We start from the raw sequence: 15,966 nt of genomic DNA, 5'->3' as shown, positions 1-15,966 counted from the left end.
GGCTCGGGATGGGCCCAGTGCTCAGCGCCCTCGCTTGTCAGCGACTGACCAGACCACCGAACCGATGGTCAGCAGCGCTCCGATCACCGGTTCGACATCGGTGGCTTGGACAAGCCCCCTTGCGACCAGCGCAGTGCCAGCGACGGTCAGAACTTGGCGGATGAGTGCCAGAATTGCGGGTTTCAGCATGGTAGACACCTCTTCAGATTTCATTGGTGGTGGTCAGGAATTCGCCCGGCTTCATAGTCGGCAGGCGTTGCAGGCGAGGGGGATAGGTGAGGGGCCAGCGCGCGCCGAGCAGGCGGGATTTGGCGACCCGAGCGACCGTGACTGCATTGGATTGGTTGCCGCCCAGCACGAAGAAATTCGTGTCGTCCTGGCCGATTGCGAAGCCGACATGGCCGCCGAAACCGCGTTCGAATACCAGCACCGCGCCGATGCTCGGCTTCCAGCCGCAGCAGGGATGGCGGCAGCATGGCGGCAAAGGCCTCGATCCCGACCCAAGCCTCAAACAGCGCGCGGCGGCAGCGCCGCTCGGCTTCCTCCGGAGGGACGGCCAGCGGGAAGCTTTCTGATGCGGTGCGTGCCGAATCCGCAGTGATCCGCCGCGCCTCGACGCCCACGGAATCGTAATCCTCGTCTGATCGTACCACCGCCCATTTCAGGGCCTGCGGCAGATCGGTGGTCTGCGACCTGGTCATCTCGAACGGCTCGGCCTTGGCATCGGTTCCGGCCACCAGCTGGTCTGGCGTCAGGGACACGACCGCCGCCCGACCGCGCGCGACGAAGCGGATGTTGCCGTCGGATTCCACCGCATCGAAGCCGAAATGCCGCGCCAGAACCGCAATAGAATTACGCGGCGATTCCAGGGCCGCAATTACATAGCCTTCGACGGCGCCATGCAGCCCCGAGACGTCGATCCGGTTGGCCGGAAAGCCCGCTCGCAGGCACAAAGTCCTGACCAGTGCCGACAGCGACACCGCGCCGAGACGGCCGGTCAACCAATGGCCCAGCGTCCAGTTCGCCGAATCCGCCCAGACGTCGGTAAGCTCTGGAAAGAACGGATAGGGCCGGGCATCCCAGGTCCAGACCGCGCATTCATTGACCGACACCATCGGCTGGCCATAGACCGAGGACGTCGGGTTGTTGGCCGCATCGCCCCAGAAGGTCAGCGAGGCCTCGATATAGGCCCGCTGGATCGCATCATCCCTGTAGCCGCGCGAGAAATAGGGCACGAAGCTTTCCGATGACTTCGGGTCGTAGAACACATTTGGTTGGTTCGTGCCGCGATCGATCGCCGGGCAACCGAGTTCGGTGAACCGGATCGGTTTGGACTGTGGCACCCATAGGCTCGCGGCACCGGGCGTCCCACCGGGGCGGTGGTTGACCGCGACGGCAAGACCAGGGCCCGCAAATCCGGACTTTCCTCAATCAGCGGGTCGATCCGCTGTTGCGACAGGCGTTTCGCCAGATCGACGGTGGGCTGCACCGCCAGAAACGGACCCGGCGCCCGGTGCATGCAGAACCCGATCCAGTTGTTTCCGGCCTCGGTCGCACCCACCTGCGCCGCCTTCATAAATACCACGCGCTGCGCCGGGTTACGGGGCGACAGGGCGTCCATCACGGCTTTCATGTAAGGCGTCCGCGCCGTGCGGTAGGGCCCTGCCTCCGACGCCGCTCGCGACGACAAGACGCGGTGCCGATCGGCCCATTGCGAAACGGTCAGCGACGGATCGGGGGCAAGACCGGCCATCCAAGCGCGCCGAACCTCTTCGGACCCATCGAAAGTCTCAACGGAGCTCAATCTTGACCTCCGCCATATCCGTCAGATGGGCGCGCAGATACATGTCCAAAACCTGCTCCATCCGATGGGCATCGACGCCCAACTCAGCCGCCATGTTCGCCGCCACCCGCGGCGGCCAGTTCAGCCACCGACACAGCCTCGGCGATCGTCGAAGAACCGGCGGCAGCGATCGCACCGGTGATCGGCAAGCGCCAAGCCATCCTCGATCAGGTCCAAACTGGTGCATTGCCGCAGCCGCCAGATTTCTCCAAGCCTACCCACGCCCGGTTCCGCACTAAGCTGGCGCAGATCGTGGCTTTGGCCGAAGCGGGCGACATCGCCGGTTTGCAGGCTTTCGAGATCAACCCGGTCTCGTCCAGCCCGAAAGCCATGGCGCGCTACCGCGACCTTTGCGTGATCGCCATCACCGCCCGCGTGCAGGTGGCGGCATGAAGATCACCCACGAATTCTGCCCCGGCGATCGCTACATCTACGATTTCGGGCTTTGCAGCTACGAGACGGGCTGGGCGCAGGTCGATACGGCGCAGGATGCTTCCTATTTCGGGACTTGGGCCAACCCGACCCGGTTGATGATTTTCACCTATTGCGAGGGCGACACGACCTTGAAGGAGGCCGCGTCGCCCGAGGAGTTCGCCGCCGAACTGCGGGAGGTGGACGCTTGGAACCGGGCGCATGGCTATGGACCGGCGCGGATCGATCCGGGCTTTGATCCAGCGATGAAGGTGGCATTTGAGCGTCTTGGGTTGGTGCAGATGCTGCATTGATCGTGAAGGATAGAATGACTTGGCTTATTGATCAGCATAACTCTAGTATTCTAGAATAATGATTCCAAGACAGCGCGGTCGGGCCCAATGATTACAGATTTCATGCGGTCAGCTTGTTCGGTATTGACCAATGCAACCATTTCCGGCGTCGCTTCCCGTCTGCCGTAAATTACTTCCCGTCCGTCCCCCGGCATGGCCAATAGTGCCAAGTTTTTTGACAACGGCACAGTAAACCCAAATGCGAGGTCGTGGAGGGGCATTGGGCGGTCGGATAGGACGTAGTTGGCCCCTTTTGGCGCGTCCAAAAGGAATAGATTTAGGACGGAGATTTGTGTGGCCACGTTGTTTACAGCCGACAAGGAAATTTGCTCCGGCAACTTAGGGTCTTGCGGTGTGAGGTGTTCAACTTCTTCGGCTTCGGCAATGAGATTTGATGGATCAGCTAACAGAAGTCTTTGATATTCAGCAGTGCTCAAATCAACACCAAACTTTTGCTTTGTTTCGCCGAAGAAGGCAGCTGCATCGTTAAATGCCCGCACATCAGCTAAGTGCCAAGCCAGCTCCTTTGACCTTGTGTGACCAGTTTGCATTGTGTCAGGATGACGGCACACTGTTAGGGCTAGGAAATGGCAGAGGTCGATCCATCCTTTGTCATTTGGCTGAACGGGCGAAGTATGCAGCGACTCAAAAAGTTTCGCGGCGCGGCTTTCTTCTATTGATAGCGCATCCTCGAGTTCGTCGCTCGGTCTCCACCATTCATCGAAAACCGTGTATATCCAGTCACCGCTCATGATGTCAGCGACCGCGATTTGGGTAACGTCTTTGCCGTCTTTGATCGCCAAGACACGCCCATCCTGACCAGCAAAACGGCTAAGCCATGAACGTGGCACAAAGTGTTGGTTCTCCTTTACGGACCTAGGCGGGAGTCTGTTCGTCATCGGATCAAGGCCCTTTTCAACGAGGTGGCCACAACAAAAGCCAATGAATAAGCGCACTCATTGGCGAGGAAGCGGTGCTACGTTCCAGAACAATACCTTTCCCGGACCATGCATCGCAACGCATAACTCCCAAGCCTTCGCGTCATAATGCGGGTCCGCCGGGAAAGGCGCGCCCATGATGGCCACCTGTCCGAAGGCCCGAGGATAGATATGGATGCGGGCGCCAGCGACATCCTTTGGCGCAAGTTCCCGCCCGACTTGCACGACGTGGCGCCGCGCTTTCGGCTAGGCCAGAGCCAGCCCGCGCGCCAACACGCCCGAGCCTGCCGCGCACCAAACCTCGTCCGGTTCAAGGCCGGTCTCTCGGGCGGCAGCGGCGATTGCTTCGATGCCGCCAGGGATGTTTGCCCCGAACGGGATCAGCGATGCCCCACCGTTGCGGCAATATTCTCGGGCCCGGCTTTGCACGACAGCGAGATATCCAGGCGAGACGGGCACAACCTTGGCGCCGAGGCGGGCGGCTTCCAAAGTTCGGGCGTGAGGTTTGGCGCGTTGCGCCACAAAGATCGTCGCCTTCTTGCCCAGCGCCCGGGCGACATGCGCCAGGGCGGTTTGGGCGCCGCCCTCGGGCGGGCTGGCATATACGGCTTCCTGCCCGCCATCGAACACCCTGCCGATGAACCGGGCTTTGGTGCCGCCAGGGTTCAGGTCGTCACGGACCACCCAGATCCCCGAATGGGTTTGCACAACAGGCGCGGTCATTCCTGGGGTGCCTCGTCGGCGGTGCCATCGGCCTCGTCAATCTCACCGAATTCCACCTGCCCGATTAGCAGCTTAACCTGTGCAGATTCCGCTGGGTCGATACACACATTTCTTGATCTCCTTGCAATCCTTATCCCAGCCTCAGGCTGCGAGCTGGAATTCCACGCCTTTTCGCAGCATCGCCCAGATGATCCGGGCGTTTTTGTTTGCCACGGCGACGATTGTGCGGTTGACGCCGCGCCGCTCGCGCAGCGCATTGATCCATCGGCTGAGCGCATCGGTCTTGCCCGCGGCAACCCGGTCAGCCGCAGCAGAACGCTTATATCGAACGCTACAACCGAACCGTCAGGCACGAATGGCTCGACCAATACATCATCGAAACCATCGAGGAGGCCCAAGATCACGCCACACAATGGTTATGGACTTACAACAACGACCGCCCCAACATGGGCATTGGCGGCATCACTCCCGCCCAGAAACTAAAAATGGCCGCGTAAGTTCTACGAATGCACCCCGCTAAAAATGGGGGGATTACCTCAGGAATTCAACCCTCTACAGCATGTATCGTACTCGTGCTGCCAGCAAATCCTTGAACTCGATGGTGATCCAAGTAGGGTTGTGGCAACAGTCACTTAGCCCCAGACGAAGCCGAACCCCCGCCTTACAAGCAACGAGAACCCTCTGAAAGATCGAAGCCAACAGAATGAAGACAGAAAACCACCCTTCCTTGCACGGACTTCGAGATAATCATTCAAGAGGATCAGTTGCTGATTTCTTGAGATCCCGCATATCTGAAGGGTCAGATCTGTCTGTTGTTTCAGCCTACTTCACTATTCACGCCTACGCAGCGCTCCGTGACAAACTGGATGGAATAGAGCGGCTACGGTTCCTTTTTGGAGAGCCAAGTTTTATTGCTTCACTTGACCCCGAAAAGACTGATCGAAAGAGTTTTGCAATTGTTGAAGATGGACTCGAGCTCACGAATAGACTTCAGCAAAGGAAAGTTGCCTTTGATTGTGCTGAATGGGTGAAGAAGAAGGTTGAAATTCGCTCCGTCACCGATACTAGATTTGTGCATGGCAAAATGTATCACATTGATGATGGTCGAAGAGAGCATGCTATCATCGGGAGCTCGAACTTCACTCGTAGGGGCCTTGGGCTGTCCGGGGGAGCGAATATTGAACTAAATCTAATAGTGGACAGCGATCGTGATCGCGCTGATCTTAGAAGCTGGTTCGATGAACTCTGGAATGAGACTGGTCTTGTTTCCGACGTCAAAGATGATGTTCTTCAGTATTTGGAGCAGCTCTACGTAAACCATGATCCAGAGTTCATATACTTTAAAACCCTATTTCATGTTTTTGAGCGTTTCATTTCTGGGCAGGAAGCCGATAAGGCGCTCTTCGAGCAGACGGCGATTACTGATACAGATATATGGAAGGCGCTGTTCGACTTTCAGAAAGATGGAGTCAAAGGTGCGATCCATAAAATAAATGCGCACAATGGTTGCATTTTGGCAGATAGCGTAGGTTTAGGCAAGACGTACTCTGCCTTGGCGGTGATCAAGTACTTTGAGCTTCGAAATCATAGAGTATTAGTTCTGTGTCCAAAGAAGCTCAGAGACAACTGGACGGTTTATCTTGCGCAGAACAACAGCGATCTTAATCCTTTTCTGAAGGATCGGTTTAGCTACACTGTTCTTTCGCACACTGATCTTTCGCGGGAATCAGGTCGAGTTGATGGAGTCGATCTGGGCTCGATTAATTGGAGCAATTTCGATCTAGTTGTCATCGATGAATCTCACAACTTCCGAAACAATACCAAGGGAAAAAAGGACGAAGACGGCAATATAATAAAGAAGAGTAGGTACGAACGACTTATGGATGACGTCATCAGGAAGGGCGTCAAGACAAAAGTACTGCTGCTTTCTGCAACGCCGGTCAACAACGATCTGAGTGATCTGAGGAACCAAATATACTTCGTAACTGAGGGGCGCGATACCGCGTTCTCCAGCAATCTGGCCATTGGTAGTATCAAGGATACCCTAGCAACTGCACAGAAGACCTTTATGGAGTGGGCCCGCCGCAGCGGTGAGCGAGATGCTCGTGACCTGATGGACCGCCTGTCTGCATCGTTCTTCACCCTCCTTGATGAGCTCACAATCGCACGATCGCGGAACCACATAAAGAAGTACTATCGATCATCGCTTCAGCAGATAGGCCAATTCCCAAAGCGAAGAAAGCCCATTTCCGTTTACTCGGAGATCGACCTTCGAGGGCGGTTTCTCTCATATGACCGACTGAATGATGAGATTGGCAAGTATCAACTTTCCCTCTTCAATCCCTCAGCTTATGTTCTTGATGGTTTTAAGCAGAACTACGCTGAGCGAAAGATTGCCAATTTTTCGCAGGAGAATAGGGAGAAGTTCCTGATTGGCATGATCAAGGTGAACTTTCTGAAGAGACTGGAAAGCTCCATTCATGCATTTGCGATCACTATGGAGCGAACAGTTGCAAAGATTGAGGCGCTCGAAGAGCGTCTAAGGTCGTACAAAGTTCATGCCGATGCTATGGGGTCTTCTCTTCAAGGTGACCTCTTTTCTGAAGTGGACGAAGATGATGAAGAGCTGACGGAGGCCTTCCAGGTAGGCTCAAAGCTCAAGTTTGAGATGGCTCACTTGGATGTCGACGGTTGGTTGAGAGACCTCGCCACTGACAAGCAGCAGCTTTCTCTGTTGTGTGAGGCAGCGCAGGCTGTCGATCGCACTAGAGACGCAAAGCTCGCTGAACTACGTAAGCTCATCGAGGCAAAGGTCCTCAATCCGACAACAACTAACCAAGGAGAAAGGAATCGCAAGGTCCTTGTCTTCTGCGCTTTTGCGGATACTGCAGATTATCTCTTTGAGGCACTCGTTGATTGGGCTAAAGAAACTCTAGGGGTTCACATCGCGCTTGTTTCTGGCGGCGCGCGTCCGAATCGGTCAACCTTTGGTAAGCCAGATTTCGCAAACATTTTGACAAATTTTTCGCCGCGCTCGAAGAAGCGCGATAAGATAAAATCTATGCCACAGAACGGGGAGATCGATATCCTGATCGCTACTGATTGCATTTCGGAAGGTCAGAACCTGCAAGATTGCGACTACCTTATCAACTACGATATTCATTGGAATCCTGTACGCATCATTCAGAGGTTTGGTCGTGTTGACCGAATTGGAAGCCAGAACGCCCATATTCAGCTGGTGAATTTCTGGCCTACACCTGACCTCAATAAGTACATTAACCTCAAGAACAGAGTGGAAGCGCGAATGGCGCTTGTCGATATTGCGGCAACAAATGAAGATAATATTCTGAATACAAAGGATATTGAGGAGCTCGTCCAGAGTGATCTTCGGTACAGGGACAAGCAGCTGCTTCGATTGAAGGATGAAGTTCTTGATCTTGAAGACTTCAATGAGACCGTTGCTCTGAATGAATTCACCTTAGACGACTTTAGGGCTGAGCTACTCAGCTTCATTGAAGAAAATCGTGTCAAGCTTGAGAGCGCGCCGTTTGGCTTGTATGGAGTGGTCCCCGCCAGTGTAGCTTCCGGAGTTATCCAGCCAGGGACTATCTACTGCCTTCGACAGAGAAATGATGATCTTGGGTCAGAGAGCGTGAACGCGCTCCAGCCATACTTCCTCGTTTATGTTCGCGATAGCGGTGAGGTTCGCTATAACTTCACTTCGCCCAAGCAGATTCTTGAGATCTTCCGCGCGTTGTGTCAGGGCAAGGATCAGCCCTACTTGGAGTTGTGCAAGCTTTTCGACGTGGACACCAGTGACGGGCGAGACATGAGGCGTTACAGTGACCTTCTTGATGCAGCAATAAGGGCGATAGCTGCCCAGTCGGAGAAGAAGAACTTGGGTAACCTCTTTATGGGACGTGGCGGCAAGCTTGTCGATTCCACCAGCTTGCCGAAGACGTCGCTCGATTTCGATCTCGTCTCTTGGCTTGTAATCGTCGATCCTTCGAGGGCTCTCGATGAGTGATGTTCGAGCCGCAGTTCAGGCTGCATTACAAGAGACTGAACCTAGTTCCTTGAAGCGGTCCGTTATCGCTTTATTAGGCGCATTAGGTTATTCTAGTCAGAAGACAGTTAACCTTGATGGCACGCCCCGGGCGTTTCTCGATCTTGTTGATCGGGACAATAGACTAGCAGCAAGACGAGACGCCCAGACCAACTACTGGAAGCGCGTCGACTTTCTTTTTCAGCTTACGAATGATGAGATCCCGGCGCTTTCTCAGGGCACCCGCGATCTGTTTGGCGGAGCGCAAGACTACCGAGCGTCAATCATCGAGTCTTTTGTCTTCTTGGCCATCGAGTTGGATGGCGAGGACTGGAGCAGGACGGCGCTAGCCGGAATAAGCCGCGAGGTAAATCGGGTTTTCCCAATGCCTGCGGTCATCATCTTTCTTCATGGTAGCTTTGTGTCATTGGCGGTGATCGATCGGCGACAGAACAGACGTGACCTATCTCGCGACGTCATTGAAAAGCGAATTTCGATCGTCAAGGATATTCGGCTCGATGCCCCCCATCGCGCGCATTTGGACATTCTGGGCAGCATTGCTCTGGCCAACGTCAAAGTTCGCTCCAAGGGAGTCCCTACGAACTTTCGTGAGCTGTACGATGGATGGATTGAGGCTCTTTCTGCCCAAGCCCTGAACGAGCGCTTCTACCGCGAACTTGCCAACTGGTTCTTCTGGGCCACGAAGAATGTTGAGTTTCCCGCTGCAACAAGGGCGCGTGACAACGAAACAACGGAGAAGGCAAGGCGTGAGGCTTTCGACGCTCAGAACCAGATATCCGTAATTCGACTCCTAACAAGGCTGATCTTCGTCTGGTTTATCAAGGAGAAGGGCCTCGTGCCCAACGAACTGTTCGATGTGCCGTCGCTTCGAGCCTTGATGGTGGATGATCCCACCGAAAAACGGGACGCCAGCACCTATTACATGGCTGTGCTTCAGAACCTGTTTTTCGCCACGCTGAACACGGAAATGAGTGACGATCGAAAGTGGAGGACGAAGGGCAAAGATGGGGGGCTCGACGGTCAGTATCTGATCCACACCGTCTATCGGTTCCGCGACGCGTTTCGCGACCCGGACAAAGCTCTCGAGCTGTTTAAGCAGGTCCCCTTTCTTAACGGGGGGCTCTTCGAATGCCTCGACCGCGACGTTTCGGAACGTGACATTGAGCGCAACCCTGACCTGAAGAAGCGCATCACCCGAGAGGGCAAGAAGGACGTCCTTCGGATTGATGGTTTCTCGGAGCGTGCAGACAATGCTTTGCGTGTGCCCAACAAGCTGTTCTTCGCCTCTCGCGAAGAGGTCGACCTAAGTGAAGAGTACGACGCGAAGTCGCGGTCGGCCGAGAAGGTCGACGGCTTGATCGAGTTGTTTTCGCGCTACAAGTTCACGGTTGAAGAAAACACACCTGTTGAAGAGGAAGTGGCACTTGATCCTGAACTCCTTGGCAAGGTGTTCGAGAACCTTCTTGCAAGCTATAACGCTGATACGCGCACCACGGCACGAAAGAAGTCCGGCTCGTTTTACACCCCGCGCGAGGTCGTCGACTATATGGTCGACGAAGCGTTGATCGCCTATTTCGAGCAAAAACTTGCCGTTCAGCCGACCGTTGCCTCCTCTAGTAGGCCTCGGCAGCAGGCGCTGGGTATGGCGATGCCTGGAGAATTTGACCTTAGCAGCACAACTCAAGCTGAGAAGCGCGACACCTCTGGCGCAGATAGCCACAGACCACGCCTCGTCAATCTGCTCAACCTGGCGATCAAGGACGGCAATCCTTTCTCGTCGTCTGAGACGGACCTCCTGATTTCCGCCATCGACAACCTGAAGGCGCTTGATCCGGCTTGTGGTTCTGGCGCCTTCCCGATGGGGCTGCTTCAAAAGCTGATCCACGTCCTGCATCGGCTCGATCCGGACAATGCCCGGTGGAAGGCGCAGAACCGCAAGCCCTTGGAGCTGCGCCTCGCTGCCGCCCTGCAAACCCCAGATCCTTCCCGTCGAGAGATCGAGGTGGAAGAGGCCGAGGCTGCCCTCGCCAAGCTTGACCGAGATTTCTCGAACGCAAACAAGCCAGACTACGCCCGGAAGCTGTATCTGATCGACAAGTGCATCTTTGGTGTCGATATCCAGCCCATCGCTGTGCAGATCGCCAAGCTGCGCTTCTTTATCTCTCTGGTGGTCAGCCAGAAGATCGACCGCACCGAAGACAATGCTAACATCACAGCACTGCCGAACCTGGAGACAAAGCTCGTCGCAGCGAACAGCTTGATCCCGATCGAACGGCCGCGGATTGACGACCTCTTTCGGAACAAGGCGATCGAACAGAAAGAGGCCGAACTTCGCAGTATGAATGCGCGCTACTTCTCGGCACGCACGGCAAAGACCAAACGGGCGCGCCGCGAAGATATCGCCCGGCTTCGAGATGAACTGGCTGAACTGCTAAAGGCTGAGCGCGGGCTGCCAGCACAGGACGCCAAACAGATGGCCACCTGGGACCCGTTCGATCAGAACAGCAGCGCCGGGTTCTTTGATCCGGAGTGGATGTTCCAGCTTGCCCCACCGTCGAACAGCTTTACCGGCGACTATCGCGCAGGTGCTTTTGACCTTGTGATCGGTAACCCGCCCTATGTAAGGCAAGAGGCGATCAAGGATCAGAAGCCCGCCCTGGAAAAGCACTATGGCGGCAAGGATCGGCAGGGCAACCCGACTGGGGCTTATGCCGGAACGGCTGACCTGTTCATCTACTTCATTCAGCGCGGGATCGAGCTTTTGTCGCCTGGCGGGGCATTCGCTTACATCACCTCGAACAAATGGTACCGCGCCAAGTATGGTCAGAACCTTCGGGGCTGGCTTAACCGGAACGCGGAACTCCGGCGGGTTGTCGATTTCGGTGATGCCGAGGTGTTCGATGCTGTGGCCTATCCCACAATCTTGGTCGCGACGCGGCGGGCGGCGCCTGTGCCAGCCCCGAGTACCAGCGACACCCTGCGGGTCATGAACTGGCCGCAGGAACTAGGGCGCGAAGAGATCCCGAACTTCCCCGCGATGGTCGAAGAGATCGGCTTCGACATGCCGCAAAAAACCTTGGCAGCGGATGGGTGGCAGCTGGAGCCGCAGGCGAAGCGAGGGTTGCTGGATCGTATTCGGGCCGCGGGGATGCCGTTGGGCCAGTACGTCGAGGGGAAGTTCTACAGGGGCGTTCTGACAGGATTTAACGAAGCTTTCGTGATTGATGGAGCGACCAAGGATCGATTGATTGGCGAACACGCTAGCTCCGCTGAGCTTATCAAGCCCTTCCTCCGAGGCAGAGATATCAAGAGATGGCGGGTTGAGCCAAAGGATTTGTGGCTCATACGTATTGAGTCCTCTGAAAACCAAAGGCACTCATGGACTGGGTTGGCCGATACAGAGGCTGAGAAGGTTTTTGCGCTAGAGTTTCCTGCCATTCACTCATTCATGAGTGGATACCGAAAAGAACTCGTCAGTCGATACGATCAGGGGAAGTATTTCTGGGAGCTACGGTCGTGTGCGTACTGGGAAGACTTCGATGGGCCGAAGATTCTCTATCCAGACATATTTGAGCATCAGAGCTTTGCCTGGGACCTGGATGGATTCTACACAGCAAATACGGGCTACTTCATTCCAACACATGAACGATGGCTCATAGCTTTTCTGAACTCGACGCTGTCGGAATGGTTCTATTCTCAGATTTCGAACCGTATTCGCGGAGGCTACCTGCGCTCCTTTAGTGACTACATGAAGCAAATACCCATACCTAGCGATGCCAGCGTTTCGATGCGATCGCTCATGGATATCGGTGTTGGCATTCAGCTGGTTAAGTCTGACGGACGTTTCGAACAACTCCTCAACGGCTTCGTCTACGAGCTCTTCTTCAAGGACGACCTGCACACGCGGGGCTTGACCCTGTTCGAGGAAGCAGAGCGCGCGGGTCTTGGCCGCCTTTCCGGCCTGGAAGGCCCCGAACTTCTGAAAGCCGCAGAAAGCTTTGCCGCCACCCACCTGATCCCCGGCGCGCGGCTGCGAACCATGCTGTCCGATGTTGCCACGCTCGACGTCGTCCGCATCATCGAGGGCCGCGAATGACCGATGCAGCACCAGCCCCCGCCGCCCAAGCCCCCGCCGCTGCAGCCCAAGCAGCTGCGCCAGCCGCCGCCCCAGCCGCACCGGCTATCAAACCCCCGAGGATCAAATCCTTCACCCTATGCGACTTTCGCGCATTCGCCGGACCCGAGCCAGTCACTTTCCAATTGGATGGCAAGAACCTATTGATCTACGGCGAAAACGGGGCCGGAAAGTCGTCAGTTTTCTATGCCTTGGACGAGTTTTTTTCGGTCGCCCGACGGAATCCGCAAGCTCGTAAAGAACGATTGCTGGGACTGAAAAACGTCTTCTCAGGTCTGCCAGAGACTGGAGTGAGAATCGGCGTCGAGTTTGATGACGGAAAACCCGCTGCCGACTGGACGACAATCAGGCACCCGGTCGATATCACGCCCACCGCAGATGATCGGGTCAAGAACGCGGCTTACCGTAAGGCCATTCTGGATTATCGGTCACTTCTTGATACAAACTATCGGCATGGCGACGGCCCGGTGAACCTGTTCGACGTCTGCATCAATCTCCTGCTGCGGGACTTTGAGGCGCTGCATGATGGAAAGCAGCGCAAGATTTTCGACCTTTGGTCAGAGTTGCTGGAACTGGCTGATGTCGGATCGCGTGATCGCAAACGGCTCAGCAAGACCGAGAAACCCAAGGTTCTGGCGCTTCTGCCTTCGATCAATCAGGGTCTGCGTGATGCGGTAGCGGCAGTGCAGCCGAAGATCGATCCGCTCTTGAAAGCACTTGGATGGAAAGACCTTGACGGCATCGTCCTCGACGTTCCGGGCATCACCTACAAGGATGACGTGACGGTTCCGCCGCTGGATCGAATTCAAACCCGCGAGATTGGCATCACGATGAACTTTCGAAATCAACCTGTCGACCGACCCCAACTGTTCTTGAATGAGGCACGGTTGTCCGCACTTGCGCTGGCCATCTATCTGGCCGGGCGCAAAGTTTGCGCTGCTACGCTGCAAGCTGACACACCGCGCCTGATTGTGCTTGATGATGTGCTGATCGGGCTGGATCAATCAAACCGCCTGCCAGTCATCGATGTGTTGGCAGACCACTTCCAAGACTGGCAAATCATTCTTCTTACGCATGACCGAACTTGGTTTGAAATGGCGCGCACTTACCAAAGGCAACACAACGCGGATCGCTTTTGGAAGTACATGCGAATACACTCAGACGACAATCCTACCCGTGCGCCAGTAGTCTTCTCTGTCAGCTCAAGTGCCGCTGTCGATGCGATAAAGACTGCAGAAGGCTTCCTACGTGACGGTCATTTGAATGCAGCGGCAAACTATTCACGCATAGCTGCGGAATTTGGATTGCGTGAGTTCTGTGAGATCAAAAAGCTTCAAACAACCTATCGGCAGCAGCCCGACAAAACTCCGTTTAGCGAATTGCTTGCTGCGGCAAAGGCGCATAGTGCAACGCAGAACGGCGGAAAATTTGATGCCGTTTTGGCCTCGATTGAAGAATTTACTAGTATGCTCTTGAACCCTCTTTCTCATGGTGGCGTCAATAGTCTGACCGCGCACGAGGTTCATCGAGCAATTGTCGAGGTTGAGAAGTTGCTGTTTTCTTTGAAAGTTGCGCCTTATGGGGCAAAACCGAGATATTCATGAGGCCTGCCCATGTCAGACATCAAGCTGTTTCGCATCGCTTCTGGCGCCGTTACCGAACTGGCCGGAACGACTGACACTGTAGAAAAGTCCGTTCAGGTCCTATTCGAGAAGAACCTCGAGGCGCTGCTAGGCGTCCGCTTCCTAGCCACCGAGTACACAACCACCCATGGCGGCCGGATCGACACGCTGGGGCTGGACGAGAACGGCTGCCCGGTGATCCTCGAGTACAAACGGGCCAGCAACGAGAACGTCATCAACCAGGGGCTCTTCTACCTCGACTGGCTGATGGATCACCGCAAGGATTTCCAGTGGCTGGTGATGGAGACGCTCGGCAAGGCCGCCGCCGACGGTGTCGACTGGTCCGCACCGCGGCTGATTTGCATCGCGGGCGACTTCAACCGGTATGACGACCACGCTGTGAAGCAGATGCAGCGGAACATCGAACTGATCCGCTACCGGCGCTTCGGGCCCGAGCTTCTGATGCTCGACCTTGTCGCGGCGACATCGACCAAGGGTGTATTTATCGACGCGAAAGCCAGCCCGGCCGAAGGTGGGGTAGGTGGGGGAAACAAGTACAAGACAATCGGCACCGTCCTGCAGGAACTTGATCCCGGGATGTTGGACCGTTTTGAGGCCTTGCGCGCCTACATGATGGCTCTGGGCGACGATGTGCAGGAGACGACGCTGCGCTTCTACATCGCGTTCAAGCGGATCAAGAACTTCGCCTGCGTGGAGTTCCGCCCGACGACCGGCAAAATTCTGATGTTCTTGAAAGTTGACCCGTCGACGGTCCAGCTTGAGCCGGGCTACACCCGCGACGTCTCCAATCTTGGCCACTTCGGGACCGGCGACCTTGAGGTCATTCTATCAAAGGCCGAGGATCTGGAAAAAGCGAAGCCGCTTATCGAACTCAGCTACAGTGCGTCATGACGTATGACTTTGCCGTACCACTTCATTTTCGTGGGGTGCCATTTACCCACCTATAATGAAATTATCAAAGCTAAGTATAGGAGAATTAATGTTGACCTGATAGAGAATTAATCATGGAAAACGACTATGTATTGCTGCACATTTAGCAGCACAAATTTGGAATAATTTGGATGAATGAGTCTTATTTTGTTGGGTTTTGATTGGAACCCCGAAACCTACGCAAGGTTTCGGGGTTTGCGTTTGCGCCCCGGCTTAGATTTGTTGGCGCAGGTGGGCGAGTTGCCCGCAGGTGCGGTGGTTGATCTGGGATGTGGCGATGGCGCCGTTGGCCCGGCGCTGGCAGCACGGTTTGAGGGGCGCAGTTTGGTCGGCGTGGATAACTCGCAGGCGATGCTGACCACGGCGCGCGGCCTTGGTGTTTACGATGCGCTGGAGGCTGCGGACATTGCGGCTTGGCGGCCAGCGGCGGCACCTGCGCTGATTTTCTCCAACGCAGCACTGCAATGGTTGCCGGATCATGCCGCGCTGATGCCACGGCTGGCGGGGTATCTGGCCCCAGGTGGCGTGCTGGCCGTGCAGATGCCGCGGCAGTTCAATGCGCCTTCGCATCGGTTTTTGCGCGATATTGCAGCCTCGATGTTCCCGGATCGGTTTGATTTCAGTGGCGCGATCTCGCCCTGCGCCAAGGCCGAGGCGTATTTCGCCATGCTGTCGTGCTTGGGCGAAGTCATGGCTTGGGAAACTGAATATATTCAACGGCTTGAATCCGTGGCGGCAATGCATCCGGTGCGTGCCTTCACCGAAGCCACCGCGATGCGCCCGATTGCCGAGAAGCTGTCGCCGGGTGAGCTTGCCGCTTTCACCGCCGCCTATGAGGCAGGCCTTGCCGCCGCTTATCCGCTGCTGCCCGATGGGGCGGCTTTGTTCCCGTTCAAGCGGGTGTTCTTCACGCTAAAGGTCTGA

At 55.8% G+C, this 15,966-nt stretch carries 10 protein-coding genes and 4 pseudogenes; 8 read left to right on the top strand and 6 right to left on the bottom strand.

The genetic code is table 11. The features are described 5' to 3' along the window. Positions 1-21: 21 nt before the first annotated feature. From ACFOGH_RS15680 to ACFOGH_RS15665, 4 genes and pseudogenes are all read right to left on the bottom strand, one after another. Positions 22-189 (bottom strand): Pam3-gp28 family putative phage holin, encoded by a 168-nt coding sequence (locus tag ACFOGH_RS15680; RefSeq protein WP_380074106.1) that lies wholly within the window; start codon positions 187-189, stop codon positions 22-24. Positions 190-202: 13 nt separating this feature from the next. Then, positions 203-448 (bottom strand): annotated as a pseudogene (locus ACFOGH_RS15675) (TIGR02594 family protein); the annotation flags it as partial. Further along, positions 447-1,382: pseudogene (locus tag ACFOGH_RS15670) on the bottom strand (baseplate megatron protein TIM-barrel domain-containing protein); the annotation flags it as partial. The pseudogenes ACFOGH_RS15670 and ACFOGH_RS15675, both read right to left, overlap by 2 nt. Further along, positions 1,376-1,753, bottom strand: a pseudogene (locus tag ACFOGH_RS15665) (phage terminase large subunit family protein); the annotation flags it as partial. The pseudogenes ACFOGH_RS15665 and ACFOGH_RS15670, both read right to left, overlap by 7 nt. Positions 1,754-1,981: 228 nt before the next feature. On the opposite strand from ACFOGH_RS15665, the gene ACFOGH_RS15660 reads away from it, so the two are divergent. Then, positions 1,982-2,236, top strand: coding sequence for a hypothetical protein (locus ACFOGH_RS15660; protein ID WP_380074105.1), 255 nt, complete (start codon positions 1,982-1,984; stop codon positions 2,234-2,236). Further along, positions 2,233-2,568 (top strand): hypothetical protein, encoded by a 336-nt coding sequence (locus tag ACFOGH_RS15655; RefSeq protein ID WP_380074104.1) that lies wholly within the window; start codon positions 2,233-2,235, stop codon positions 2,566-2,568. Before ACFOGH_RS15660 ends, ACFOGH_RS15655 begins: the two co-directional genes overlap by 4 nt. Positions 2,569-2,618: 50 nt before the next feature. On the opposite strand, the gene ACFOGH_RS15650 is transcribed toward ACFOGH_RS15655, so the two are convergent. Both ACFOGH_RS15650 and ACFOGH_RS15645 read right to left on the bottom strand, forming a co-directional pair. After that, positions 2,619-3,506, bottom strand: coding sequence for a DUF4238 domain-containing protein (locus tag ACFOGH_RS15650; protein ID WP_380074103.1), 888 nt, complete (start codon positions 3,504-3,506; stop codon positions 2,619-2,621). Positions 3,507-3,791: 285 nt separating this feature from the next. Then, positions 3,792-4,268 (bottom strand): pyridoxal-phosphate dependent enzyme, encoded by a 477-nt coding sequence (locus ACFOGH_RS15645; RefSeq protein ID WP_380074102.1) that lies wholly within the window; start codon positions 4,266-4,268, stop codon positions 3,792-3,794. 293 nt (positions 4,269-4,561) lie between these two features. On the opposite strand from ACFOGH_RS15645, the pseudogene ACFOGH_RS15640 reads away from it, so the two are divergent. From ACFOGH_RS15640 to ACFOGH_RS15615, 6 genes and pseudogenes are all read left to right on the top strand, one after another. Continuing rightward, positions 4,562-4,765 (top strand): annotated as a pseudogene (locus ACFOGH_RS15640) (integrase core domain-containing protein); the annotation flags it as partial. 206 nt (positions 4,766-4,971) lie between these two features. After that, on the top strand, positions 4,972-8,295 hold the full coding sequence (locus ACFOGH_RS15635) for a helicase-related protein (RefSeq protein ID WP_380074101.1): 3,324 nt from the start codon (positions 4,972-4,974) through the stop codon (positions 8,293-8,295). After that, the gene (locus ACFOGH_RS15630; protein ID WP_380074100.1) at positions 8,288-12,430 is read left to right on the top strand and encodes an Eco57I restriction-modification methylase domain-containing protein; all 4,143 of its coding nucleotides are present in this window, start codon (positions 8,288-8,290) and stop codon (positions 12,428-12,430) included. The genes ACFOGH_RS15635 and ACFOGH_RS15630 overlap by 8 nt, the downstream gene beginning before the upstream one ends. Further along, positions 12,427-14,073, top strand: coding sequence for a hypothetical protein (locus ACFOGH_RS15625; protein ID WP_380074099.1), 1,647 nt, complete (start codon positions 12,427-12,429; stop codon positions 14,071-14,073). The genes ACFOGH_RS15630 and ACFOGH_RS15625 overlap by 4 nt, the downstream gene beginning before the upstream one ends. A 9-nt stretch (positions 14,074-14,082) precedes the next feature. Next, positions 14,083-15,003, top strand: a complete 921-nt coding sequence (locus tag ACFOGH_RS15620; protein WP_380074098.1) for a DUF5655 domain-containing protein — start codon at positions 14,083-14,085, stop codon at positions 15,001-15,003. A 174-nt stretch (positions 15,004-15,177) separates the two neighbouring features. Continuing rightward, entirely contained in the window at positions 15,178-15,966 is a 789-nt protein-coding gene (locus tag ACFOGH_RS15615; protein ID WP_380074097.1) for a methyltransferase domain-containing protein, read from the top strand.

It is taken from the genome of Cypionkella sinensis, assembly GCF_042646385.1.
GTDB lineage: Bacteria > Pseudomonadota > Alphaproteobacteria > Rhodobacterales > Rhodobacteraceae > Cypionkella > Cypionkella sinensis.
The sequence above is the reverse complement of the archived record's forward strand: the minus strand, read 5'-3'. Positions and strand labels throughout refer to the sequence as shown.

What these genes read in the sequence shown, in the direction of transcription:
- ACFOGH_RS15630 (WP_380074100.1), top strand. Translation starts at nt 8,288, where the DNA reads ATGAGTGATGTTCGAGCCGCAGTTCAGGCTGCATTACAAGAGACTGAA.
- ACFOGH_RS15625 (WP_380074099.1), top strand. Translation starts at nt 12,427, where the DNA reads ATGACCGATGCAGCACCAGCCCCCGCCGCCCAAGCCCCCGCCGCTGCA.
- ACFOGH_RS15635 (WP_380074101.1), top strand. Translation starts at nt 4,972, where the DNA reads ATGAAGACAGAAAACCACCCTTCCTTGCACGGACTTCGAGATAATCAT.
- ACFOGH_RS15645 (WP_380074102.1), bottom strand. Translation starts at nt 4,268, where the DNA reads ATGACCGCGCCTGTTGTGCAAACCCATTCGGGGATCTGGGTGGTCCGT.
- ACFOGH_RS15680 (WP_380074106.1), bottom strand. Translation starts at nt 189, where the DNA reads ATGCTGAAACCCGCAATTCTGGCACTCATCCGCCAAGTTCTGACCGTC.
- ACFOGH_RS15650 (WP_380074103.1), bottom strand. Translation starts at nt 3,506, where the DNA reads ATGACGAACAGACTCCCGCCTAGGTCCGTAAAGGAGAACCAACACTTT.
- ACFOGH_RS15620 (WP_380074098.1), top strand. Translation starts at nt 14,083, where the DNA reads ATGTCAGACATCAAGCTGTTTCGCATCGCTTCTGGCGCCGTTACCGAA.
- ACFOGH_RS15615 (WP_380074097.1), top strand. Translation starts at nt 15,178, where the DNA reads ATGAGTCTTATTTTGTTGGGTTTTGATTGGAACCCCGAAACCTACGCA.
- ACFOGH_RS15655 (WP_380074104.1), top strand. Translation starts at nt 2,233, where the DNA reads ATGAAGATCACCCACGAATTCTGCCCCGGCGATCGCTACATCTACGAT.